Below are 21741 nucleotides of genomic sequence, written 5' to 3' on the forward strand. Positions count from 1 at the left end.
AAAGAAGGGCCGCAAGGTGCCGATGTGCCATTAACGGCGCGCCGATGGCCAACTTGAATCGTGGTCCTCCCCGGAAACCGGGCTTTCTGCCTCGAAATCCGGTAAAATGGGCAGCTTGCGGGTCAAGCCGCGGCCTTCATGAGCCGCGATTCGCCCGATAAGGCGCTCGCCCGGGGAACTTCCCGTCCCCCAGACGCGGCGCTTTTTTCGTATTGCGCCGGCAGGAACCAAGCCTGTCGGCCTGGCCGCGTGCCGCTCTTTTTGGTTTTGAGTTTGTTAATGAAAAACATACGTAACTTTTCCATCATCGCCCACATCGATCACGGTAAATCGACTCTGGCGGACCGCATCATCCAGCTGTGCGGCGGCCTGTCGGAACGTGAAATGGACGAGCAGGTGCTCGACTCGATGGACCTGGAGCGCGAGCGCGGCATCACCATCAAGGCCCAGACCGCGGCGCTGTCCTATAAAGCGCGCGATGGCCAGACCTATAACCTGAACCTGATCGACACCCCGGGCCACGTCGACTTCAGCTATGAAGTGTCGCGCTCGTTGTCCGCCTGTGAAGGCGCGCTGCTCGTCGTCGACGCGTCGCAGGGCGTGGAAGCGCAGACCGTCGCCAACTGCTACACGGCGCTGGACCTGGGCGTGGAAGTGGTGCCCATCCTGAACAAGATCGACCTGCCGCACGCCGATCCGGATCGCGCCAAGCAGGAAATCGAAGACGTCATCGGCCTCGATGCCACCGACGCCACCACCTGCTCCGCAAAGACGGGCCTGGGCGTGGAAGACGTGCTCGAAACGCTGATCGCGAAGGTGCCGCCGCCGGAAGGCGATCCGGACGCGCCGCTGCAGGCGCTGATCGTCGACTCGTGGTACGACAGCTACGTCGGCGTCGTGATGCTGGTGCGCGTGAAGAACGGCACGCTGCGTCCGAAAGACAAGATCCTCCTGATGGCGACGGACTCGCAACAGCTGGTCGAGCAGGTCGGCGTGTTCACGCCGCGCTCCGTGCAGCTGTCGGAACTGAAGGCCGGCCAGGTGGGCTTCATCATCGCCGGCATCAAGGAATTGAAGGCCGCGAAAGTGGGCGATACCGTCACGCTGGCCGCGCGTCCGGCACCGGAGCCGCTGCCCGGCTTCAAGGAAGTGCAGCCGCAGGTGTTCGCCGGCCTGTTCCCGGTGGAAGCGAACCAGTACGACGCGCTGCGCGATTCGCTGGAAAAGCTGAAGCTGAACGACGCCGCGCTGCAGTACGAGCCGGAAGTGTCGCAGGCGCTGGGCTTCGGCTTCCGCTGCGGCTTCCTGGGCCTGCTGCACATGGACGTCATCCAGGAACGCCTGGAGCGCGAATTCGACCAGGACCTGATCACGACGGCCCCGACCGTCGTGTACGAAGTCGTGATGCGCGACGGTTCCATGATCAAGGTCGACAACCCGTCCAAGATGCCGGAAGTGTCGAAGATCGAGGAAGTGCGCGAGCCGATCGTCACCGTCAACCTGTACATGCCGCAGGAATATGTCGGCGCTGTCATCACGCTGTGCACCGGCAAGCGCGGCGTGCAGATGGACATGAGCTACCACGGCCGCCAGGTGAAACTCGTGTACGAGATCCCGATGGCCGAGATCGTGCTGGACTTCTTCGATCGCCTGAAATCCACGTCGCGCGGCTATGCGTCGATGGACTACGAGTTCAAGGAATACCGCGCATCGGACGTCGTGAAGGTCGACATGCTGATCAACGGCGACAAGGTCGACGCGCTCGCCATCATCGTGCACCGCGCCAACGCCGCCTACCGCGGCCGCCAGGTGGCCGCGAAGATGCGCGAACTGATCCCGCGCCAGATGTTCGACGTGGCGATCCAGGCTGCGATCGGCGCGACGATCATTTCGCGTGAAAACGTCAAGGCGCTGCGCAAGAACGTGCTGGCGAAGTGCTATGGCGGCGACGTTAGCCGCAAGAAGAAGCTGCTTGAGAAACAAAAGGCCGGCAAGAAGCGCATGAAGCAGGTGGGCTCGGTGGAGATCCCGCAAGAGGCTTTCCTTGCCATCCTCCAAGTGGAAGAAAAATAAGGGAAGAATCAGAAACGATGAATCTGCAACCGATCCTCGGCAATTTTGCCCTGATTTTGTTCGTGGCCATGGTGATCACGGGCGTCATCTGGTGCCTCGACGTGTTCGTCCTCGCGAAGCAGCGCCGCGCGAAGGCGGACGCGGCCCTGGCCGAGTACGACGCGCGCCACGCCAAGTTGACGGCCGACGGCATCAAGCTGGACAACGGCAACCGCGCGGCGCTGGAGGCATCGATCCTGCGTCAGCCGACGTGGGTCGAGTATTCCGGCAGCTTCTTCCCCGTGATCGCGCTCGTGTTCGTGCTGCGTTCCTTCCTGTTCGAGCCGTTCAAGATCCCGTCGTCGTCGATGGTGCCGACCCTGCTCGTGGGCGACCTGATCCTCGTGAACAAGTTCGACTACGGCATCCGCCTCCCGGTGATCAACAAGAAGATCATCGAAGTCGGCAATCCGCAGCGGGGCGACGTCATGGTCTTCAAATACCCCAAGGATCCGAGCCAGGACTACATCAAGCGCGTGATCGGCGTGCCGGGTGATAAAATCCACTACGAGAACAAGCGCCTGACCGTCAACGGCCAGCCGGTCGAGTACGTGCCGATGGACGATTACCTGGACGACGAGCGCCCGGTCTACCACAAGCAATTCCTGGAAAAGCTGACGAACGCGCCGCACCGCATCCTGAACATGGACGGTGCTCGCACCTACAACCAGAGCGCCGTGGAGGAGTTCCCCCATCACGAAAATTGCAACTATTCGTACGATGAATTTACCTGTATCGTACCGGAGGGCAATTATTTCATGATGGGCGATAACCGCGACAACAGCGCAGACAGCCGCTACTGGGGCTTCGTGCCGGACCAGAACATCGTCGGCAAGGCTGTGTTTGTTTGGATGAACTTCAGCAACCTGAAGCGCATCGGCGGTATCCACTAAGCCGACGCGGAGGGTGTGATGAAAGGTGGCAAGCGGTATCGGATCGGTGCGGAAAGCGGTGTCTCGCTGTCGGGCCTGATCGTCGTGTTGATCGTGCTGGGCGCGTTGGCGCTGGTGGCCATCAAGGTGACGCCGGCCTTCCTGGAATACCGGGCCGTCAAGGATTCGATCGCCAAGGCGAAGGCCGAGGCCGGCTCCGGCACCGTGCGCGAGATCCAGCAGGCGTTCGACAAGAATGCCGGCGTCAACGACGTGTCGGCCATCCAGGGCCGCGACCTCGTGATCACGCGCGATGGCGGCACGACCGAGATCAGCTTCGCCTACGAGAAGCAGGTGCCGCTGACGGACAGCATCAACCTGACGTTCAAGTTCGACGGTACCACCGACCCCAGCGGCAACAATGCCGCCAAGGCCGACAAGGCCGACAAGTAATACGCCGGGAGGCGCGCGATGGGATCGGCGCGCGGCGCCGGCCCATTAGATTGGTACGACAATGAATCTTCAGTTATTGCAAACTCGCCTAGGCTATACGTTCCGGGACGCCGGCCTGCTGCAACAGGCGTTGACCCACCGTAGCCACAGCAGTCTGCATAACGAGCGCCTGGAATTCCTCGGCGACTCGATCCTGAACTGCGTCGTCGCCTCCATCCTGTACGAACGTTTCAATAACCTGGCCGAAGGCGACCTCTCTCGCCTGCGCGCCAACCTCGTCAAGCAGCAATCGCTGTTCGAGATCGCCCAGAAGCTGGAATTGTCGCAATTCCTGCGCCTGGGCGAGGGTGAGCTGAAATCCGGCGGGTTCCGCCGGCCGTCGATCCTGGCCGACACCCTGGAAGCGCTGCTCGGCGCCATCTTCCTCGACAGCGGCTTCGAGGCGGCGCGCGCCGCGATCCGCTCGTTTTATATTCCGCTGCTCGATTCCGTCGACCCGCGTACGCTCGGCAAGGATGCCAAGACCCTGTTGCAGGAGTTCTTGCAGAGCAAAAAGATCTCTCTGCCCACGTACAACGTCGTCGCCACGCACGGCGCCGCGCACAGCCAGGAATTCGAGATCGAATGCCTCGTGCCCAAGCTGGGCATCCAGGTGTTCGGCCGCGGCGGCAGCCGCCGCGCCGGCGAGCAGGCCGCGGCGCGCCTCGCGCTGGAGACGGCCGAGCAACTGCTGCAAAAAAGTCCGTCCACGACGCGCAAGTCGCGACCCCGGTCGGCCCAGCTGAAGCTGGCGGGCATCGCCACCGACCAGACCGAGCTGGCGGTGCAGGCCGAAGAGCCGCAGTCGCAGCAGAAACAAACCCACAAGTCAGGAAACACCCCAGCATGAACATCGAGACCACCACCGAGACCAACGACACTGCACCGGAAGGCTTCCGCTGCGGCTACATCGCCATCGTCGGCCGTCCGAACGTGGGCAAGTCGACCTTGATGAACGTGCTGATCGGTGCCAAGGTGTCGATCACGTCGCGCAAGGCGCAGACGACGCGCCACCGCATCACGGGCATCCAGACCCGCGACGACGCCCAGTTCATCTACGTCGACACGCCCGGCTTCCAGACCCGCCACGCGAACGCGCTGAACAAGACGCTGAACAAGACCGTGTCGAACACGCTGACGGCATCCGACGTGATCCTGTTCCTCGTCGAGGCCGGCACGTTCGGCCCGGCCGACCAGCTGGTAGCGGACCTGCTGCCGAAGAACGTGCCCGTCATCCTCGTCATCAACAAGTCCGACCGCATGAAGGACAAGGCCGAGCTGATGCCGTTCGCCGCGAAGGTCGCCAGCCTGCGCGATTTCACCGCGGTCGTGCCCGTGTCCGCGAAGCTGCGCTTCCAGGTCGATGCGCTCGAAGGCGAGATCAAGCGCCACCTGCCGGAAAATCCGCCGATCTTCGGCCCGGACGACATCACGGACCGCAGCGAGAAGTTCCTCGCGGCCGAGATCGTGCGCGAAAAAGTGTTCCGCCTGCTGGGCGACGAGCTGCCGTACACGAGCACCGTCCTCATCGAACAATTCCAGCAAGAGGGCAATCTGCGCCGCGTCTTCGCCGCGATCCTCGTCGAGCGCGACACGCACAAGTCCATGATCATCGGGAACAAGGGCGCGCGCCTGAAAGAGATTTCCACGCAATCCCGCCTCGACATGGAAAAACTGTTCGGCGGTCCGGTCTACCTGGAAATCTGGGTCAAGGTGAAGTCCGGCTGGGCCGACAACGAAGCGGGCCTGCGCGCTTACGGTTACGAGTAACGAGCCGGGGTATCATCTCCGCATGCCCACTCGCGACGACGAACTCATCGACAAGGACAATGACGCGCATTCAGCCGCGTCTCATGCCTCGCATGCGACGCCGGTGAACAAGCGCCGCACGCCCGCGCGCGAAGGCCGCGTGGTCGGCCAACCGGGCTTCGTGCTGCACAGCTATCCGTACAAGGAAACGAGCCTCATCGTCGACCTCTTTACGCGCGATCACGGCCGCATCGGTGTCGTCGCGAAGGGCGCGAAGCGGCCGCACTCGAAACTGCGCGGCGTGCTGCAGACGTTTCAACCGCTGTCCGTGTCGTTCTCGGGCAAGTCCGAACTGCGCACCTTGATCGATGCCGAGTGGGTCGGCGGCATGCTCCCGATCGAGAAGACCGCGCTGCTGTGCGGCTTCTATCTCAATGAATTGCTGGTGAAACTGCTGGCACGCGACGATGCGCATCCGGCCTTGTTCAACCACTACGTCGCCACGCTGAACGAACTGGCGCACGGCGAACCGGCGCCGATCGCCTTGCGAAAATTCGAACGGGCCTTACTTAAGGAAACCGGGGTCGCCGCCGACCTGACGCGCTGCACGACGACGCGCGCCCCCGTCGAGCCGGACGGCCTGTACGTCGTCGACCCGGAACGCGGCGCGCGCACGGCGCAGGCCGTGGAGTCGTGGCCGGTGGTGTCCGGCAAGACGCTGGTCGACATGGAACGCGAGGATTACGCCGACCCGCAGACGAAGGCGCAGAGCAAGCAGCTGATGCGCTTCCTGCTGGCCTATCACCTGGGAGGCGCGCCGCTGAACACGCGCCAGATTTTGATCGACCTGATGCAGCTTTGAGAACCAAGACTACGACCATGAGCTTCCTGCAACCCGCCGGCCAGGTGATCGACCTGGGCGTGAACATCGACCACATCGCCACCGTCCGCAACGCGCGCGGCACCGTCTATCCCGATCCACTGCGCGCCGCGCTGATCGCCGAGCAGGCGGGCGCCGATCTGATCACGCTGCACCTGCGCGAGGACCGCCGCCACATCAAGGACGCCGACGTCCTCGCCATCCGCCCGCAACTCGCGACGCGCATGAACCTGGAAGCGGCCGTCACGCAGGAGATGATCGACTTCGCCTGCAAAGTGAAACCGCAGGACGTGTGCCTCGTGCCCGAACGCCGCGAAGAGGTGACGACCGAGGGCGGCCTGGACGTCATCCGCTACCAGAAGGAAGTCGAGGCCGCGATCCGGCAACTGAAAGGCGAGGGCATCCGCGTGTCGCTGTTCATCGATGCGGACGAACAGCAGATCGCGGCCGCGGCCGCCGTCGGCGCGCCCGTCATCGAGCTGCACACCGGGCGCTACGCCGAGGCTTCGAGCCCCGAGGAGCACGCGCGCGAGCTGGAACGCGTCAAGGCGGGCGTGCGCGCCGGCGTGAAGCACGGCCTGCGCGTGAACGCGGGCCATGGCCTGCATTACACGAACGTGCAGCCGATCGCCGCGATCCCCGACATCCACGAGCTGAACATCGGCCACGCGATCGTCGCGCACGCGCTGTTCGCGGGTTTCGAAAATGCCGTGCGCGAGATGAAGGCGATCATGGTCGCGGCGCGCCTGGGCGTTTCTTACGCCTCGTCCAAGGCGGCCCAGTGATGATCTACGGGATCGGCACGGACATCGTCCAGATCTCGCGCGTCGAGGCTGCCCTGAAGCGCAGCGGCGAACGCTTCGCCGAAAAGATCCTCGGTCCCGAGGAACTCGTCAAATACCACGCCCGCCGCGCCAAGAACGACGTGCGGGGGCTGCGCTTCCTGGCCACGCGGTTCTCGGCCAAGGAGGCGTTCTCGAAAGCGATCGGCCTGGGCATGCGCATGCCCATGACCTGGCGCTCGGCCCAGATGCTCAACGCCCCGAGCGGCAAGCCGATGATCGTATGCAGCGGGGCGCTCGATGAATTCATGCGGACGCACCGGCTCACGGCCCAGGTGACGATCAGCGACGAAGCCGATTACGGCGTCGCGTTCGTCATCGTCACCCAGGCCCCCGAGGGAGTGTCCGCTGCCTAGGTGTAGCGGAAGTGACAGACGAAGTCGTAGTAAGTACGGGACTGAAGGCGCGCCGGCGCAAGCCGCTGCAGCCCCCGGCGAAAGCGCCGCGCGCCCGTCCGGATGCGTGGCAAGCCATGAAAGAGGAATTGATCGCGACGATGACGAAGGATGCGGAATCCCCCGTGCGCCCCACTGAGGCGGCGCGCGAACAAGTCCTGGCGACGGTGGCCAAGCTGCCCGACCTGCCCGGCGTGTATCGCTATTTCGACGCGGAAGACAGGGTTCTCTACGTCGGCAAGGCGCGCAACCTCAAGAAGCGCGTGTCGAGCTATTTCCAGAAGACGCTGTCGAGCCCCCGCATCGCGATGATGGTGTCGCAGATCGCGCGCCTGGAAACGACGGTGACGCACAGCGAGGCCGAAGCGCTGATCCTGGAAAACAACCTGATCAAGACGCTCAAGCCGCGCTACAACATCCTGTTCCGCGACGACAAGTCTTACCCGTATTTGAAACTGACGGCGGGCGACTATCCGCGCATGGCCTACTACCGCGGCGCGCTGGATAAAAAGAACCAGTACTTCGGACCGTTCCCGAGCGCGTGGGCCGTGAAGGAATCCATGCAGCTGCTGCAGAAGGTATTCATGCTGCGCACGTGCGAGGACAGCGTCTTCGCCAACCGCACGCGGCCCTGTCTGCTGCACCAGATCGGCCGCTGCAGCGGTCCCTGCGTGGACCTGATCGCGCCGGAAGACTACAAGCGCGACGTCGACAACGCCGCCAAATTCCTGCGCGGCCGCCAGACGGAGGTGCTCGAAGAACTCGAGAAGAAGATGCTCGCGTATGCCGAGGACCTGAAATTCGAGCAGGCGGCGAGCGTGCGCAACCAGATCCAGGCGCTGTCGCGCGTGCTGCACCAGCAGAGCATGGAGACGACGGGCGATGCCGACGTCGACATCATCGCCGTCGTCGTGCAGGGCGGGCGCGCGTGCGTCAATCTCGCCATGGTGCGCGGCGGCCGTCACCTGGGCGACCGCGCGTACTTTCCCACGCAGGTCGGCGAGGCGATCGGCGACTCATTGGGCGAATCTTCCATCGAGGTGGAAGTGCTCGCGGCGTTCATGGCGCAGCACTACGGCGACAAGTTCGTGCCGGGTTCAATCATCCTGAACATCGAATTCGACCAGCCCGAGCTGATGATGGCGCTGCAGGAGCAGTGCGGCCACCGCATCAACCTGGTGTTCCAGCCGCAGGGCCAGCGCCGCCAATGGCTCGAACTGGCGCAGAAGGGCGCGGAAATCTCGCTGGCCCGGCTGCTGTCGGAGCAGGGCTCGCAGCAGTCGCGCACGCGCGCGCTGGCGGAGGTGCTGGGGCTCGACAGCGAGGATCTCGAATCGCTGCGCGTCGAATGCTTCGACATCAGCCATACCGCGGGCGAGGCGACGCAGGCGTCGTGCGTCGTGTTCCATCACCACCAGATGCAGAACGGCGAATATCGTCGCTATAACATCACCGGCATCACGCCCGGCGACGATTACGCGGCGATGCGCCAGGTGCTGACGCGGCGCTACGAAAAGGTGGCGAACGGCGAAGGCGTGATGCCGGACATCGCACTGATCGACGGCGGCAAGGGCCAGGTCGAGATGGCGCGCCAGGTCTTCACGGAGCTGGGGCTCGACATCGGCAACATCGTCGGCGTGGCGAAAGGGGAGGGCCGCAGGGTCGGCCTCGAGACGCTGATCTTCGCCGACGGCCGCCCGCCTCAGGAACTGGGCAAGGAATCGGCCGCGCTGATGCTCGTGGCGATGATCCGCGACGAGGCGCACCGCTTCGCCATCACGGGCATGCGCGCCAAACGCGCCAAGACGCGCCAGGCGTCGCGCCTGGAAGAGATCGAGGGCATCGGCGCCAAACGCCGCCAGAAGCTGCTGGCGCGCTTTGGCGGCCTGAAGGGCGTGATCGATGCGAGCGTGGAGGACCTGATGTCGGTGGAGGGTATTTCCAGCACCCTGGCGGAAGAGATTTATCGGCAGCTTCACTGAGAGGGGCGCGCGCGCGTGTCGATGGCTCAACTGGTTTAAACGGCAAGAGCCATGTAGACTAGCGCGCACGCAACTCAACAAGCAGAGCACGATCAGCCTCACCCCATGCCTTTCAATATCCCGATTCTCCTGACCTGGCTACGCGTCGCCCTCATTCCGCTGGTCGTTGGGGTCTACTATCTCCCCGAACACTGGCTGCACGTGGCCGACCGCAACCTGGCCTCCACGCTCGTGTTCATCGTCGCCGCGATCACGGACTGGTTCGATGGCTACCTCGCCCGGCGCTGGAACCAGACGTCGGCCTTCGGCGCCTTCCTCGACCCCGTCGCGGACAAGCTGATGGTGGCGGGCGCGCTGCTCGTGCTCGTGCAGCTGGACCGGGTGAACGCCATCATCGCCTTCATCATCATCGGCCGCGAGATCACGATTTCCGCGCTGCGCGAATGGATGGCCGAGATCGGCGCACGCAAGTCCGTTGCCGTGAGCTCGCTGGGCAAGATCAAGACGGCCGCGCAGATGGTCGCCATCCCGATGCTGCTGTTCCACGATCCCATGTTCGACGGCGTGCTCGACATCCACAAGTGCGGCGAGATCCTGCTGTGGATCGCGGGCGTGCTGACGGTCTGGTCGATGTTCTACTACCTGCGCCGCGCGTGGCCGCTGATCAAGGAAAAGTCGGGCACGGTATAAGTTTCTGCTGGGTCATCCTTGACACATAGCTCAGCATCTCTATAATGCCTGCCTGTTGCAACGACAACGCAGCAAACGAAACGAAGCGGGAGTAGCTCAGTTGGTAGAGCGCAACCTTGCCAAGGTTGAGGTCGAGAGTTCGAGACTCTTCTCCCGCTCCACAGTTTGCCTGTCGACGTAATAAAAAGGTTGTCTTGGAAAGCAGTCAAAAATCTGAGATAATCGCAAGTTCCAGCGACGCGGGAGTAGCTCAGTTGGTAGAGCGCAACCTTGCCAAGGTTGAGGTCGAGAGTTCGAGACTCTTCTCCCGCTCCAGTCATCGCAAGATGATGCTGGGGCAAACAAGTAAGACTCCATGCGGGAGTAGCTCAGTTGGTAGAGCGCAACCTTGCCAAGGTTGAGGTCGAGAGTTCGAGACTCTTCTCCCGCTCCAGTGTTTTACGAGCGTAGTACGTGATGAACTCCTAAGCGGGAGTAGCTCAGTTGGTAGAGCGCAACCTTGCCAAGGTTGAGGTCGAGAGTTCGAGACTCTTCTCCCGCTCCAAGTGATTCACGATGTGGTACCCGATGCGGGAGTAGCTCAGTTGGTAGAGCGCAACCTTGCCAAGGTTGAGGTCGAGAGTTCGAGACTCTTCTCCCGCTCCAGTTACAGAGAAGCCAGCCTTCTCGTGTCGCTGCGACAGATAACCGGTCGCTGTGGCATAGTCAAGTCTCCTCCGGCGAGGTAGCAAAGCGGTTATGCAGCGGCCTGCAAAGCCGTCTAGACGGGTTCGACTCCCGTCCTCGCCTCCAAATTCCCCCAGTAGGACAGCATTTCGCTACCAGTTGAGTGCGTTTGCACACCACATGGAATTTGTGGTGCACCACACGCATAGACGGCCTACAGGTCGTCTACGTTTCGCCTTCAGTGCGTCCGCACGTCGATTGAGATCAACCATCGATTCATCCATCGGGCATACGATGCGCGGATCATGGCTACCATCATCAAGCGCCCATACGGGTTTCAATTGCGTGTATCCCATAAGCTGCTTCCCAAAGACCTCTGGGCGACTTTTGACACGCGCGAGGCAGCGGAGCAGTACGGAAAGCAACTCGAGGGCTTGCTCGCCCAAGGAATCGTGCCAGCTGCATTACTTGAACGAGACCAGCCCAAGATCGAGATATGGACGGTCCATCGATGCATTGCCGAGTATCTCAAGAATAATTCCGTTCCGCTGTCCGATCAGAAACTGCTGAAGGCAGTCATGGCGAGCGTGGAAAAGATCAGCACGGGCTCGCTGAATTACGAATGGGCGGAAGGCTGGATTCGCGACATGAAGCGAATAAACCGTCTTGCTCCAGGCACAATTCGTCACCGACATGGCGCACTTGCTCGTTGCTTCGATTGGATGCTCAGGAAGCATCCAGAAATCATGGCGCAAAACGCCCTGCGACTGCTAAAGCGTGGATTCGCGACCTACACGGACGCCGATATCGAAATACTGGCAAAGCAGGGCCTTGGGCCTCGCGTCGACGAAGAGCGGGACCGTAGGTTGCCTCCAGACGAAGAGAAGCGAATCCGCGCTCGTTTGCAGGGGCGCAAGGAAGAGTTGCTGCTGTTCGACTTGGCGCTGGAGACAGCAATGCGCATGCGTGAGTGCTACACCCTTCATGTCTCGCAAATCAATCTGCCAAAGCGGACTATCTTTCTTGAGCGGACGAAGAACGGGTCATCACGACAAGTACCATTGCCGACGCCAATGGTCCAGATCCTCTCGGCGTATATCGAGGATCATCGCACGACGATTCGTGCGCGCCAAGGGAGACTTTTTTCGTTTTGGTCCGGCGACCTGGCTGAAGAGGTCCTCGTCGCGACGACGGCTGCCTTATCCGCCCGGTTCGCCAGGATCTTCATGCTTTCAGGCGCAGCGGACCTGCATTTCCATGATCTGCGCCACGAGGCAACTTGCCGGCTCTATGAAAAAACAAATTTGTCCGACGTGTTGATCGCGAAGATCACAGGTCATAAGGACATCAGGATGCTCAGGCGCTACGCGAGCTTGCGTGGTAGCGATCTTGCAGCCCATTTATGGTGACGATGGCTAATCAACCTGTACAGGTAGGGGCGGTAGCGTTGTGCGCCTTCTTCTGGCGGGTTGATTGAACTGCACCGCGGCCGGTTCACAAGGCGCAGCATTGCTAATTGTCTTTGCGCGCCTGAGTCGCGTTTCATCAGCGATTCGCTCACGTAAGAAGGCGACTACATCGTCGAGCAGGAACACCCAACCTTTTCCCATCTTCGTGCCAGGAAGTTCTCCCGACCGTGCATATTGCGCGATCGTCTCAGGCTCGGCCCTGCAGAATGCTGCTACCTCCTGGATGTTCATCGTCTGTGTTGACGTATTCATGATGTTTGTTTATCTGCGTATTTTGTGGAGTGACTTTGCCGTCTCTTTTGGTGCGGACTGAATAAAGGCTTGTCAATTTTCGCAAATATTTATATTGTTTATCCAATAATGCGCCATGGGTGTTTCGTGTCACTGTTTACGGTCAAGAGCTATAGCGCGTTTGACGACGATCTATAGCGAATCTGTGTGGAAACGGGGAATCTTGATTCCTCTTTAGGCATAAATTCGCGCACTTTGGTGTCGCACGGCTTACCTCTCAGAGTGCGTCTTCGATAGGTCATAATGACCTGATATTGATCAAGATAAATTAGGTCGAATAGACCTACCATGACTTTTGCCCGGCAAACTCAGCCGGTACTTTTCAGGAGAAAGTCATGGATATGCTCGCCTATCGCTCAATCGCGGCAACCGCAGCGCTGTTCCATATGCGTCATCTAGAATTGGCACCTGAAGGTTGGCGCGCATGTGTCGAAAGAGTGGCACAGGGACTTGCTGATACCGGGGGCGAAAAAACGTTCTGCCTGCTGTGCGGCGGGGAATTACATGGCACGGCAGGCCACGACGTCGGCTGTTTGACGATGGTGGCCCGGCGTATTCTCGCTAACGAACCCTTGTTACTTGAACAGTACAAAGCACAGTTGGCTCTGCAATCCGTAGCGTTCGAATAGACCGCTGTCGAGCACTCGCGCCCCTCCTAAGTGGAGTGGAGCGTTGCGGAGCGCCAGACTCGAGTATTGGGGAAAGTCAATCTAAACGCAAACCGCAAAGGACCGTTTCTATAAAGATGTTACGGTTGAGATACAACTAAGCATTCAGCCTTGCTTTGAAATCTGAGGGTACTTTAAGGGGACGAGATGGATAGGCCGATGACAGCCTTGAACGAGCAGAGACTGCTTGAACTGGTGGCAAACATGGTTGGGTTCGAGTACCTCATGTATGTCCCTGCGGCATTCCCACATCGCTCGGGACTCCTTTATAAACGCGAACATGCTCGTATGTCGGTATGGAATCCACTAACCGATGACGGCGATCTGTTTCGGCTGGCAGTTGCTGCTCCGGGAGTCGACCTGCAGAAGATCATCAAATCCGTCTCCCGATCTTGCCAGGACGGATTGGAACTTCGCTGTGCCGCCGTGCGTGAAGCCTTCGTCCAAGCTGTCGCCACGATGGTCCTTGATTCGTGCTCGAGCAAGGTCGCTAGCACAGTCGGTGTCGATATCGTGGGCGGGGGAGATCATCAATGAATTCGCCGGCGCCAGCGACGCTATTGGCCTATAACGATCCTAGGTATCGAGCGCCGACCCCCGCCGATGTCCGTGCAGTCGTCAAGATGCTTGAGCTGACTGCAGACCAAGTGGCCGTACTGGTAGGAATGAAAGATGGGCGCGCCGTACGCCGCTGGCTTGCCTCCTGTGATTCGAAGACCCATGCGCAAATCGATTACGCGGCCTGGCGTCTGTTGTTAATTGAAGCTGGGCTCGTCAAGAATCAAAAGTAGCCGATCAAACCCTTCCTGGTTGCGACGATTTCGTCGGGCACACGACGGCCGTAGCTACTCGCGACCACCGAATATCGAGTAGTCGGCTGGTCGCCACGTTGTTGGGATCGGCTGCCACTGCCACTGCTTGTCGAATAGCATGGACTTTCAATCGACGGTATCTCGCTCATCACTTCCGCTGACGTAAGCTCTACTGTTCTGAGCCTGCGGCTCATTCTTGTCATGCTGCTGCAGCCGCTCTTCGACCTGTGACAGAATCGCACGCTGCATTTTGCGCCGCTCAGTGTCGAGTGGCGGCAATTCTCGAGCATAACGCTCCACCTGTTCAGTCATGCCGATATCACCTTCTTCACGCATTCGCCTAGTGCTATTTATGAGATTACGCAGGAATCACGCCGGCGTCCTTCCATCGCTATAATTGACACTTTGCTGAACCAGAAGTGTCGCTCGGCACTATCAGTGGGTCATGTTTGAGCTCAGTAAAAAAACAGGCCAAAAGAATCGTGAATACTATGAAATACCGCAAGAGAACTTTAAGTGTTGCCACGATGATGGATTGGATCGAAGAGCTCAGGGGCGCGGCGAACAAGGGCTTACCGGAACCGGCCGGGGGTGCATGGATGATGATGATGATGATTGTGACTCTGATCGATACGTCCGTCACGAGTTAGGGCGCCATCCGGATAGGCGCCAGGCCACTGACTGCTGTATCGCGCGGGCTGTTTGGATTCGCTGCGAAAGGCTAGCGGGCACGCGAGCCTTCGATAATCAATACGCCGATAATGATGGCCGTGCTTGCTGGAATCGCAGCTACTACGCCAAAGCTTGCATAGAGAATGCTGCCGGCAATGGACAAGCCAACGATCAGCAGCAGGGCTTGCGGGCGGGTTATGCCAACCATAGGAATTTCGACCTAGGCCCGCAAGTGGTGCGCGAGATCCTAGCCGAACCATAAGTTAGCCTTCATTCGTAGACGCGCCGAAAGTCAGGCACCGGATTCGGTGTGCCGATGTTTTGCCGAGCGGCCGCCCCAATCGTCCAGTGTGGCGGCCGTGGCACTGACAAGTCTATTGATTGACAACCCGACATTTCCTCCGCTCGGGACCAAACGCATCAAAAGTGATGCGGCGGGAGTTATTTGCCGCGGTCTTGTATTCCGCCTGCATAGTCGCTGGCATGCCGGAATTGGACGTTCTCGCTGCACAACGTTACGTGGTTATTGTCAAGTTGACGACGCATTTTGCAGGCCGCTACATTTAAGCGATATCAACAAAAGTTCGAGAGTTCGCCATGTTAAAGGTGGACAGAATTGCCCTGATCCCGCATGCGCCAGGATTGAATGTGGCGGACGTATACCGTGTGGCGGCGGCCATTCAGCAACAGGTGCTCGCGCATTTCGCACGCGATTGGCACCTAAGTGCAGGCGTCGCGGTACAGAGCGAGCCTTCCGACGGGGTCGTGCCCGTTTTTATTGTCAGCGACGATCTCGGCGGCTTGGCTGGCTTTCACATGCTTAAGAACGGCTGGCCATACGCCGTCGTGCGCTACGGACCGACCTGGTCGGTCGCAGCTAGCCACGAGGTGCTGGAATTGATCGCAGACCCTACCGGCGATCGTACCGCGCTGGGCAACTGGTCGGGTGGACCTTGCAGCTACGTGGTCGAGGTGTGTGACCCGTGCCAGCTGGTCAACTATCCTTGCAACGGCGTGCTCGTATCCGATTTTTGCCTGCCCGCCTATTACGAACAGAATCCGCCGCCCGGTTCGCAGCTGAGCTGGTGCAACGCGATCAAAGGGCCCAAGCAGGTCTTGCCGGGTGGAACGCTAGCTTGGATCACGCAAACCAGCCAGCTCATGCAGGCGACTGTAGATGCCGCTGGCGTTGGACGGGTCGCCACACTGGGCAGCTACACGCCCGGCGTGCTCGGTGCGCGAGCGCAGTTGGGTGCGTTGGACCAGACCTACACCCGGCTGTCGCACTTGAAACTGTCGTCCGCTGAACGCAAGGCATTGAACGAGGCGAAGCGCGAGGCAACCTCGCGCCGGCGCACTGTCGTCAAGCTGTTCAAGGATGAAATGCAGCGCAGGCTGCAGGTATCCAATTTCCAGCCGATACAAGGAGGGGGCAATGCGAAGCCAAGCGATGGTCCTGATGTGCGTCCTCGTGCTCGCCGGATGCGCAGCGCCCAAGGTCCAGTATGAACTGAACCCCACCGGTAAGGTGACGGCGCCACGCTTCCAGCGAGCGGACTCGCTGATTACGTTCGCCTACCCGACTAAGCAGGGGGCTGTTGGGTTGACGACCGATCCGTCCACCGTGCAGATCACCTCCGTGCCGGTCGAGTACACGGCCGAGACCTGGTCGATTGCCGGCACCCGTGCGTGGAGCAACTGGGGCGTTTCGACGCTGCTGCAGGTGACGCACCGCCCGAATACTCTGTTGCTACAAGAGGTTGGCTCACAGGTGATCGATAAGCGCGTTGAGGCGCTGGACACCATTGGCAAGATCATCGGAAGCGGTATCGCCATTATGGCGGCTGGCGCCCAGCCGGCCGGCGGCGAGTATCGCGCGCCCGAGCCTACCAGCTTACTACTGATTGTGCGTACCGGCCACTGCACCAGTACAAATGAAAAGAACGAGAAGGTCACGCTGAGCCAGGAGGCGGCAGTGCCTGCGCGAGCGTTCGTGTGCGACCAAGTACCGCTGAAAGGCAACTACTGGGTTGCCGGCGCGGCGGGCCTCACAAATGCCCCCTTCACGGGAAAGTTCATCGTGGACGCGGTGCCGAGCGAGACGACTCCGGCAAGCGAACTTCAGAAAAGTTTTGCATCTGATTCCATCTTCTATTCGGCCTGCCGTAACGTGCGCGTCGAGCTCACCAATACGTTGATGAGCAATCAACCCATGGCGGAGGTGCGGGTTTCCGATCCTGCGCACATCGAATGGCTGGGTCTTCCCGACAAGGGCAAGATCATATTTGGTTCTAGCTGCGGCGCCGACATCGTGGCGGAGGATGCGAACCTTCCGACCAGTGTGGACCTGATCAACGCTGCGATCGGCTCTGCCGCCGCGATCAAGAAGGCGAAGGAAGGCAAATAGCGTGACGCAAGCTGTCGGCTGCTTCGGGAACGGAACCAGCGGTTCGCTGACCGCGATAGCCGGAATGCCGTGGGATGCAAAGGACAGCTTCGCCCACCCGGAGTCAAGCCTAACGCCTTATCGAACTTATGGAGATTGCAATGGCATTGCTTCCACATCGCCTTGTGTTTGATACATTGGACGAGCAAGGGCTGGTTGTACGATCTGCTCTCCCGGTCCAGCTTGAACTCAAGGTCCAGCAAGACAAACCCACCGTTATATACGCGGACGAGATCGTTGTCAGAGGGATCGTCAATACTGCGGGTCAAGACTTGACTTTGCACTGCCGGGTATTGCGCTTCGAACAGGACGCCCGGATCGATGCCAGCGGCAGTCAAGGGATACCGAACTTCATCGCTGGATTAAGGCCAGAACCGGCGCATATGCCTGGGGAGAATGGACTTGACGGGATTGACGGCGGTTCGGGAGGGCGGGGTGGGAAGGTTACGATCGTTGCTGGTCAGGTCGTTGGCAAGGCAGTGATCAGTGCCTGCGGTGGCGCTGGTGGACGTGGCCAGGATGGCGGCCATGGACAACAGGGTGCGCATGGATCCAACGGATGGTCCGGCACCGTTCACGAAGACAAAATGCCGACGGACGCAAATGGCGGGCGCGGCGGTAATGGGGGCGCCGTCGGCTTACCGGGGCGGCAGGGTGCGGGCGGCTCCGGCGGAGAGGTGCAGGTCAAACTCATCGAAGGCTCGACGACGCTTGACTATGTGATCGAGTGCGCAGGCGGCCAGCCCGGGCCGCCGGCACAACCAGGCACCCCTGGTGCCAAAGGCCTAGGTGGTTCACTTGGAACCGTCACTTGCAGCATATGTGAACCAGATTTGCCTGGGGGGCCTGGAGGGCCTAGGGGGGGCTTCCTGAGGCATGCTAGCAAGTGGGGCGGACCGCTGGAATCGCTCGACTTTTCCCCGTCACGCCAGCCCTTTCTCAAAGCCCGGCATGGCACTTTGTTGGCGGCCGTTGGAGCGGTCGTACCGTTTCGTCTACAGTGCTATACGCTTTGGACTCGCCCTGGTCTGCCTGGTGGTGACGGGGACGAAGGGGATCAACGCACTGTCGAGGTCGCGGAAAGACAGAACCTGGGCGCGGCGCCTGCTGGCCATGCGAATGTCGGCGTAGCAACTGTCAACGATTTTCTGCGCGAAACCGATTTGGTATTTCTCGACCTGTTAATCGCGCAGTTCGAAGACGAGTACCGCGGCTCTGGCGTTATGCCATCGGTTACCTTGCGAGAAAGGATCGGCTTTTGGCTAGAGATTTTGCAAAGCGGGGTCGGCGAGCATACGGAATACCATGCGCGGTTATATAGTATGGCGCGCAAGGCCGCACTCGGGCTCGACGTCTACGGTTATTCGAAAGAGCGTGTTCCCCTTATCGCGTTCGAGGCTTTCCAGCAACTGGTCAAGGACGTGGCCTTGTCTAGCGCGATCAGCATCGAAACGGCATATTTAGAGATGTGGCGCCACGCCGATGACCATGAAGCTGCGCAGCAGCAGTTACAACTTGCGATCAGAGCTGCCGAATCTCGCATGAGAGCTTTGCAGAAGGAACAGGAGCGCGTCGCTCACGATGCGCAGACCTTGTTGGCGAGTCTTCCGGGTCTGGATGCAAAGGTCGAAGCTGCGTATTTGATACTCATGAATAAATATGACGAGCTAACCAACGCGATCCGCGCCGACAGGCCCGGTTGCGATCTCGTGACGACTTTGAGCGCCGCTGCGACCATCGTTGCCGGTGTCTCATCGGGTGGAGCCGGTTACATCGCCGCAGCCGAGGCTAGCAAGAAACTGTACGACACTTTCACTGCCGAGGGGACCACGGTCGACATTCTCTGGGACCAGCGGGCCGTGATCGAAGGGGACTTTAAGGAAGTCGCCAAAGGGGCGGGTAGCGTTACCGAGGCGATTGATCAAATCCGCGCTGCCGTCGCGACGCTAATGCCCGAGCAGCGCAAGTTGCCCCAGTTTGTGGTCGAGCGTCAGCAGTTTGATGAAATCGCCGCCCATTACACCAATCTTCCTCAGGCAAAAGCGTACAAGGAAGCTGGTTACCATTACCTGAAATGCGTAGAGGCTCGCAACCAAGCCATCGTAGACTACAATGCCCTGTTAGCCCAATGGGTAGAGTTGCAGGCGATGATGGCCACATCGCACCGCATCATCAAGAAAGCATCAAGCGACACGAACGCCGGCCGCGATCTGTCGCAGCCTTATGTAAAGGGTGTGATGACGCGGTTGTATGTGGATGCGCTGGGATTAGCCGGCCAGATGGTCCATGCGGAAGCCAAAGCGTCCGCCTACCTCTTCGGTCGTACGACGGACGTTCGGTTCTCCACCATGAACGTAGCCGCCATCGCGGGCGCCCACGAGGACGTCGTTGGCGACTGGGTCACTGCCAAGGAAAGTTTTCGTCCACGTCGGGAGCTGGAGCCAGGCGCTCTGGTGTTTGAACTCCGGAACTTTGTGACCGACGAAGCATGGACCACGTTTCTCGAATATGGCGCGCTATCGTTCACGTTACGACGCGGCCATCCGGACTATGAGGCGACCTTGCGCTATCTGCCGGGACTGCGCATGACCGGTCTGGCTATCGAACTAACAGGAGCAAGCCCACTTGCAGGCCAAAAACAGCTTGGCTGGCAGGTGAGTCAGTTTGGCTTGGAAATGCTTTATCCGCTGGACGACCGGCCAGTATATTTCAGTCACAACCCGGTAACGATCCAGGTTTTCACGCCATTCGATGGATCCAAGCCTTTGTTGACCGACGATTTTTCCGAACACGATTTGTACGCAGGAGTCAGCCCTTATGCAACATGGCTGGTCCGATGCGACGCCGAGGCCCTCAAGCAATTGGGAGATATACAGGGTGTGCAGTTTAGATTGTCCGGTTATATCGTCGAAGGCACCAGACGCTAAACAGTTGGGCTGGCTTTGATGGCGCAGATTTGAAGCCCGGCGCTGCAGTTTGGAGCGGCCTGCATTAACCCATAGGGCAAGGCTGCTTTGCCAAGCCGGCTAAGTCGATAGATGTATTACAGTCGACTTACTCAACGCCTGGGAGATTGATCAGTTTTGCGGACAAGGGAACACTTAACCTCTTCCTCCGCTTTTTCGCTCACATCAACGTCTCGCTTTAGACGCTCATTGATCTGAGCGATAATTGCGCGTTGCATCTTTCGCATCTCGGTGTCTAGAGGCGGGAGCTCCCGAGCAAAGCGTTTAACCTGTTCGGCAAGTTCGGTCGCACCTTCGTCGCGCAATCTGTTGGCGCTGCTCGTGAGTTTATCGACGATGCTACGTCGCCGTGCAGCAATCGCGATTTCCCAAGGTTTCAGTTCCGTGCGCCCATGTTCAAGCTGAAGTACAGCGTCGACAAAGCGGCGTGTTTCGACGTGCGGAACTTCGCCCCGTTCCTTGATGTGATATTCCGCGCTACCTCTTCCCTTGAATGTCACGCCACGCTCGGCCCGCGAGGTTGCGTTCGCTTCAATACCGAGAGCCCTAAGTTCAGCTGCGAACGCTTCGCGCCAAAGGCGTAATTTGCTCTTGCGGATACACAGGCGCTGGCCGTCTTCGTCCTCTGCCCGAACGGCGAGATGCACGTGCGGATGTGGCGGTGGACTATCGCTGGGATCCGTCTCAGGCGTATGCAAAACCATGAGGTACTGGCGTCTGACGAAGTACTCCCGCGCGAATGCATGGACTGCGGCGAACAGTTTGTCCGGATCTGTTTTGGCCGGCATCGAAAAGATGATGTTGAAAGACTGGTGCAACGCGGCACCTTTCCTGTCGTGGGCGCGCTGCAGGTCCAGGTCCCACGATGCATGTGTCGCCTTTACGTTATCCCGGCCGCTGACGCCTTCACCTTTCTCGTCGGATGCAATCAACGCACCATTACGCGAAATATAGTTCATGTAACGCAGCACGCCCGCGATTTTTGTCCCGCCACCTGATACCTTAATGACGACCTCGGGAACCCTTGCGACCGTGCGTCGCAGCCTGTCCTTGAGTGCCAGCCAGTCGTCTTGAGTGTCTTGCCTTTGCCATTGTGGACGATAGATCAGCCGGCGCAGTCCCGACTTGCGGCCATTCCGCTCTGGCACGACGGTGCGCTTAATAGACATCTGCGACTCCCCAATGCCGCAGGTTTGCTTGGACCAAATCCTTGACCGCCACGGTCTCCACATCGAGCAGCATCCTGAGCAGTTCGAAATCGTAGGCCGCCGCGACATGTGCATGTTCAAGCGAGGTATTGAGTTTTCGGGCGATCTGGTTGACGTTGCGACCGATGTCAGCAAGCTGGCGGGCGACTTGACGCACTGCGTTCACTTCGTCCTGGCACAGCACCGGACACTTGTCGACGTGGGCGTACAGCAGGTTTGCCACGTAAGAACTTCGGTGCCACCGCCGTTCGGTTGCAAGACGTCCGAGTTCAACGTAGTAGTAGGGTTCGAGACGAACGAAGACCTGTTCGGTCTTTGCACCGGCGTGAACTGGCAGCGCAGCCGCCGCAGGAACTTGCGACGACGCTGGCGTGTACACGACTCCGCTTTGCTCTGCCTTGATGAAGTCCGTGATCAAGACCCCAGCAAGACGCGACGCAGTGCATGACCGCGATCGGGCGATTGCATTGAACACCTGCTTGGTCTCGTCATCGACTGCTGCTCCGATCACCGCCATGGCATCTCCCCT

The 21741-nt window shown here is 59.9% G+C and carries 22 protein-coding genes and 6 tRNA genes; 23 read left to right on the top strand and 5 right to left on the bottom strand.

Translation table 11 applies throughout. The features are described from left to right. Nucleotides 1–279: 279 nt before the first annotated feature. The 17 genes from lepA (at nucleotide 280) to ACEN9H_RS08410 (ending at nucleotide 12089) form a co-directional block, all read left to right on the top strand. Entirely contained in the window at nucleotides 280–2073 is a 1794-nt protein-coding gene (gene lepA, locus ACEN9H_RS08330) for a translation elongation factor 4 (RefSeq protein WP_413674367.1), read from the top strand. Between the two features lie 17 nt (nucleotides 2074–2090). Then, the gene (gene lepB, locus ACEN9H_RS08335; protein WP_056137309.1) at nucleotides 2091–3005 is read left to right on the top strand and encodes a signal peptidase I; all 915 of its coding nucleotides are present in this window, start codon (nucleotides 2091–2093) and stop codon (nucleotides 3003–3005) included. 18 nt (nucleotides 3006–3023) lie between these two features. Continuing rightward, a complete protein-coding gene (locus tag ACEN9H_RS08340; RefSeq protein WP_056330693.1) occupies nucleotides 3024–3437 on the top strand; it encodes a DUF4845 domain-containing protein in 414 nt (137 codons plus the stop codon). Nucleotides 3438–3498: 61 nt separating this feature from the next. Beyond that, entirely contained in the window at nucleotides 3499–4326 is an 828-nt protein-coding gene (gene rnc / locus ACEN9H_RS08345; protein WP_413674368.1) for a ribonuclease III, read from the top strand. Next, entirely contained in the window at nucleotides 4323–5246 is a 924-nt protein-coding gene (gene era / locus ACEN9H_RS08350; protein ID WP_056137315.1) for a GTPase Era, read from the top strand. The genes rnc and era overlap by 4 nt, the downstream gene beginning before the upstream one ends. A gap of 22 nt (nucleotides 5247–5268) precedes the next feature. Then, complete coding sequence (gene recO, locus ACEN9H_RS08355) at nucleotides 5269–6087, top strand: DNA repair protein RecO (RefSeq protein ID WP_413674369.1); 819 nt, start codon at nucleotides 5269–5271, stop codon at nucleotides 6085–6087. 17 nt (nucleotides 6088–6104) lie between these two features. Beyond that, on the top strand, nucleotides 6105–6890 hold the full coding sequence (pdxJ, locus tag ACEN9H_RS08360) for a pyridoxine 5'-phosphate synthase (protein WP_413674370.1): 786 nt from the start codon (nucleotides 6105–6107) through the stop codon (nucleotides 6888–6890). After that, nucleotides 6890–7303, top strand: coding sequence for a holo-ACP synthase (gene acpS / locus ACEN9H_RS08365; RefSeq protein ID WP_056137321.1), 414 nt, complete (start codon nucleotides 6890–6892; stop codon nucleotides 7301–7303). Before pdxJ ends, acpS begins: the two co-directional genes overlap by 1 nt. A gap of 140 nt (nucleotides 7304–7443) precedes the next feature. Beyond that, the gene (gene uvrC / locus ACEN9H_RS08370; protein ID WP_413675565.1) at nucleotides 7444–9324 is read left to right on the top strand and encodes an excinuclease ABC subunit UvrC; all 1881 of its coding nucleotides are present in this window, start codon (nucleotides 7444–7446) and stop codon (nucleotides 9322–9324) included. Between the two features lie 105 nt (nucleotides 9325–9429). Beyond that, the gene (gene pgsA, locus ACEN9H_RS08375; RefSeq protein WP_056137323.1) at nucleotides 9430–10014 is read left to right on the top strand and encodes a CDP-diacylglycerol--glycerol-3-phosphate 3-phosphatidyltransferase; all 585 of its coding nucleotides are present in this window, start codon (nucleotides 9430–9432) and stop codon (nucleotides 10012–10014) included. An 85-nt stretch (nucleotides 10015–10099) separates the two neighbouring features. Continuing rightward, nucleotides 10100–10175, top strand: a tRNA-Gly gene (locus ACEN9H_RS08380). 78 nt (nucleotides 10176–10253) lie between these two features. After that, nucleotides 10254–10329: transfer RNA gene (locus ACEN9H_RS08385), tRNA-Gly, on the top strand. A 42-nt stretch (nucleotides 10330–10371) separates the two neighbouring features. Continuing rightward, a tRNA-Gly gene (locus ACEN9H_RS08390) sits at nucleotides 10372–10447 on the top strand. Nucleotides 10448–10482: 35 nt separating this feature from the next. After that, nucleotides 10483–10558, top strand: a tRNA-Gly gene (locus ACEN9H_RS08395). A gap of 25 nt (nucleotides 10559–10583) precedes the next feature. After that, nucleotides 10584–10659: transfer RNA gene (locus ACEN9H_RS08400), tRNA-Gly, on the top strand. 73 nt (nucleotides 10660–10732) lie between these two features. Continuing rightward, nucleotides 10733–10806: transfer RNA gene (locus ACEN9H_RS08405), tRNA-Cys, on the top strand. Nucleotides 10807–10985: 179 nt separating this feature from the next. Next, nucleotides 10986–12089 carry a site-specific integrase gene (locus ACEN9H_RS08410; RefSeq protein WP_413674371.1) on the top strand — a complete coding sequence of 368 codons (1104 nt, stop codon included), beginning with the start codon at nucleotides 10986–10988 and terminating at the stop codon, nucleotides 12087–12089. A gap of 6 nt (nucleotides 12090–12095) precedes the next feature. Here ACEN9H_RS08410 and ACEN9H_RS08415 read toward each other — a convergent pair whose 3' ends face one another. Further along, complete coding sequence (locus ACEN9H_RS08415) at nucleotides 12096–12401, bottom strand: helix-turn-helix domain-containing protein (RefSeq protein ID WP_413674372.1); 306 nt, start codon at nucleotides 12399–12401, stop codon at nucleotides 12096–12098. Nucleotides 12402–12775: 374 nt separating this feature from the next. On the opposite strand from ACEN9H_RS08415, the gene ACEN9H_RS08420 reads away from it, so the two are divergent. The 3 genes from ACEN9H_RS08420 to ACEN9H_RS08430 all read left to right on the top strand — a co-directional run bounded on the left by ACEN9H_RS08420 (nucleotide 12776) and on the right by ACEN9H_RS08430 (nucleotide 13899). Beyond that, nucleotides 12776–13069 (top strand): hypothetical protein, encoded by a 294-nt coding sequence (locus ACEN9H_RS08420; protein ID WP_413674373.1) that lies wholly within the window; start codon nucleotides 12776–12778, stop codon nucleotides 13067–13069. Nucleotides 13070–13267: 198 nt separating this feature from the next. After that, a complete protein-coding gene (locus tag ACEN9H_RS08425; protein ID WP_413674374.1) occupies nucleotides 13268–13645 on the top strand; it encodes a hypothetical protein in 378 nt (125 codons plus the stop codon). Further along, nucleotides 13642–13899, top strand: a complete 258-nt coding sequence (locus tag ACEN9H_RS08430) for a hypothetical protein (RefSeq protein ID WP_413674375.1) — start codon at nucleotides 13642–13644, stop codon at nucleotides 13897–13899. Before ACEN9H_RS08425 ends, ACEN9H_RS08430 begins: the two co-directional genes overlap by 4 nt. 147 nt (nucleotides 13900–14046) lie before the next feature. Here ACEN9H_RS08430 and ACEN9H_RS08435 read toward each other — a convergent pair whose 3' ends face one another. Beyond that, nucleotides 14047–14256 (bottom strand): hypothetical protein, encoded by a 210-nt coding sequence (locus tag ACEN9H_RS08435; RefSeq protein ID WP_413674376.1) that lies wholly within the window; start codon nucleotides 14254–14256, stop codon nucleotides 14047–14049. A 385-nt stretch (nucleotides 14257–14641) separates the two neighbouring features. Then, nucleotides 14642–14800, bottom strand: a complete 159-nt coding sequence (locus ACEN9H_RS08440) for a hypothetical protein (protein ID WP_413674377.1) — start codon at nucleotides 14798–14800, stop codon at nucleotides 14642–14644. A 389-nt stretch (nucleotides 14801–15189) separates the two neighbouring features. Between ACEN9H_RS08440 and ACEN9H_RS08445 the strand changes: the two genes are divergently transcribed. The 3 genes from ACEN9H_RS08445 (at nucleotide 15190) to ACEN9H_RS08455 (ending at nucleotide 19965) form a co-directional block, all read left to right on the top strand. Then, nucleotides 15190–16101, top strand: a complete 912-nt coding sequence (locus ACEN9H_RS08445) for a hypothetical protein (protein WP_413674378.1) — start codon at nucleotides 15190–15192, stop codon at nucleotides 16099–16101. After that, on the top strand, nucleotides 16028–16999 hold the full coding sequence (locus tag ACEN9H_RS08450) for a hypothetical protein (RefSeq protein WP_413674379.1): 972 nt from the start codon (nucleotides 16028–16030) through the stop codon (nucleotides 16997–16999). Before ACEN9H_RS08445 ends, ACEN9H_RS08450 begins: the two co-directional genes overlap by 74 nt. 140 nt (nucleotides 17000–17139) lie before the next feature. Beyond that, nucleotides 17140–19965: a hypothetical protein gene (locus tag ACEN9H_RS08455; RefSeq protein ID WP_413674380.1), complete on the top strand. Its 2826-nt coding sequence runs from the start codon at nucleotides 17140–17142 to the stop codon at nucleotides 19963–19965. A gap of 131 nt (nucleotides 19966–20096) precedes the next feature. Here ACEN9H_RS08455 and ACEN9H_RS08460 read toward each other — a convergent pair whose 3' ends face one another. Together ACEN9H_RS08460 and mobC are read right to left on the bottom strand one after the other, a co-directional pair. Then, nucleotides 20097–21173 (bottom strand): relaxase/mobilization nuclease domain-containing protein, encoded by a 1077-nt coding sequence (locus ACEN9H_RS08460; protein ID WP_413674381.1) that lies wholly within the window; start codon nucleotides 21171–21173, stop codon nucleotides 20097–20099. Next, nucleotides 21163–21729 carry a plasmid mobilization relaxosome protein MobC gene (gene mobC, locus ACEN9H_RS08465; protein ID WP_413674382.1) on the bottom strand — a complete coding sequence of 189 codons (567 nt, stop codon included), beginning with the start codon at nucleotides 21727–21729 and terminating at the stop codon, nucleotides 21163–21165. Before mobC ends, ACEN9H_RS08460 begins: the two co-directional genes overlap by 11 nt. Nucleotides 21730–21741: the final 12 nt, after the last annotated feature.

Source organism: Massilia cellulosiltytica, from assembly GCF_047325105.1.
Classification (GTDB): domain Bacteria; phylum Pseudomonadota; class Gammaproteobacteria; order Burkholderiales; family Burkholderiaceae_D; genus Telluria; species Telluria orientalis.

What these genes read in the sequence shown, in the direction of transcription:
- ACEN9H_RS08415 (WP_413674372.1), bottom strand. Translation starts at nt 12,401, where the DNA reads ATGAATACGTCAACACAGACGATGAACATCCAGGAGGTAGCAGCATTC.
- uvrC (WP_413675565.1), top strand. Translation starts at nt 7,444, where the DNA reads ATGACGAAGGATGCGGAATCCCCCGTGCGCCCCACTGAGGCGGCGCGC.
- pgsA (WP_056137323.1), top strand. Translation starts at nt 9,430, where the DNA reads ATGCCTTTCAATATCCCGATTCTCCTGACCTGGCTACGCGTCGCCCTC.
- ACEN9H_RS08435 (WP_413674376.1), bottom strand. Translation starts at nt 14,256, where the DNA reads ATGCGTGAAGAAGGTGATATCGGCATGACTGAACAGGTGGAGCGTTAT.
- lepB (WP_056137309.1), top strand. Translation starts at nt 2,091, where the DNA reads ATGAATCTGCAACCGATCCTCGGCAATTTTGCCCTGATTTTGTTCGTG.
- ACEN9H_RS08410 (WP_413674371.1), top strand. Translation starts at nt 10,986, where the DNA reads ATGGCTACCATCATCAAGCGCCCATACGGGTTTCAATTGCGTGTATCC.
- recO (WP_413674369.1), top strand. Translation starts at nt 5,269, where the DNA reads ATGCCCACTCGCGACGACGAACTCATCGACAAGGACAATGACGCGCAT.
- ACEN9H_RS08430 (WP_413674375.1), top strand. Translation starts at nt 13,642, where the DNA reads ATGAATTCGCCGGCGCCAGCGACGCTATTGGCCTATAACGATCCTAGG.
- ACEN9H_RS08455 (WP_413674380.1), top strand. Translation starts at nt 17,140, where the DNA reads ATGGCATTGCTTCCACATCGCCTTGTGTTTGATACATTGGACGAGCAA.
- pdxJ (WP_413674370.1), top strand. Translation starts at nt 6,105, where the DNA reads ATGAGCTTCCTGCAACCCGCCGGCCAGGTGATCGACCTGGGCGTGAAC.
- ACEN9H_RS08340 (WP_056330693.1), top strand. Translation starts at nt 3,024, where the DNA reads ATGAAAGGTGGCAAGCGGTATCGGATCGGTGCGGAAAGCGGTGTCTCG.
- ACEN9H_RS08450 (WP_413674379.1), top strand. Translation starts at nt 16,028, where the DNA reads ATGCGAAGCCAAGCGATGGTCCTGATGTGCGTCCTCGTGCTCGCCGGA.
- ACEN9H_RS08445 (WP_413674378.1), top strand. Translation starts at nt 15,190, where the DNA reads ATGTTAAAGGTGGACAGAATTGCCCTGATCCCGCATGCGCCAGGATTG.
- lepA (WP_413674367.1), top strand. Translation starts at nt 280, where the DNA reads ATGAAAAACATACGTAACTTTTCCATCATCGCCCACATCGATCACGGT.
- acpS (WP_056137321.1), top strand. Translation starts at nt 6,890, where the DNA reads ATGATCTACGGGATCGGCACGGACATCGTCCAGATCTCGCGCGTCGAG.
- rnc (WP_413674368.1), top strand. Translation starts at nt 3,499, where the DNA reads ATGAATCTTCAGTTATTGCAAACTCGCCTAGGCTATACGTTCCGGGAC.
- mobC (WP_413674382.1), bottom strand. Translation starts at nt 21,729, where the DNA reads ATGGCGGTGATCGGAGCAGCAGTCGATGACGAGACCAAGCAGGTGTTC.
- ACEN9H_RS08425 (WP_413674374.1), top strand. Translation starts at nt 13,268, where the DNA reads ATGACAGCCTTGAACGAGCAGAGACTGCTTGAACTGGTGGCAAACATG.
- era (WP_056137315.1), top strand. Translation starts at nt 4,323, where the DNA reads ATGAACATCGAGACCACCACCGAGACCAACGACACTGCACCGGAAGGC.
- ACEN9H_RS08440 (WP_413674377.1), bottom strand. Translation starts at nt 14,800, where the DNA reads ATGGTTGGCATAACCCGCCCGCAAGCCCTGCTGCTGATCGTTGGCTTG.
- ACEN9H_RS08420 (WP_413674373.1), top strand. Translation starts at nt 12,776, where the DNA reads ATGGATATGCTCGCCTATCGCTCAATCGCGGCAACCGCAGCGCTGTTC.
- ACEN9H_RS08460 (WP_413674381.1), bottom strand. Translation starts at nt 21,173, where the DNA reads ATGTCTATTAAGCGCACCGTCGTGCCAGAGCGGAATGGCCGCAAGTCG.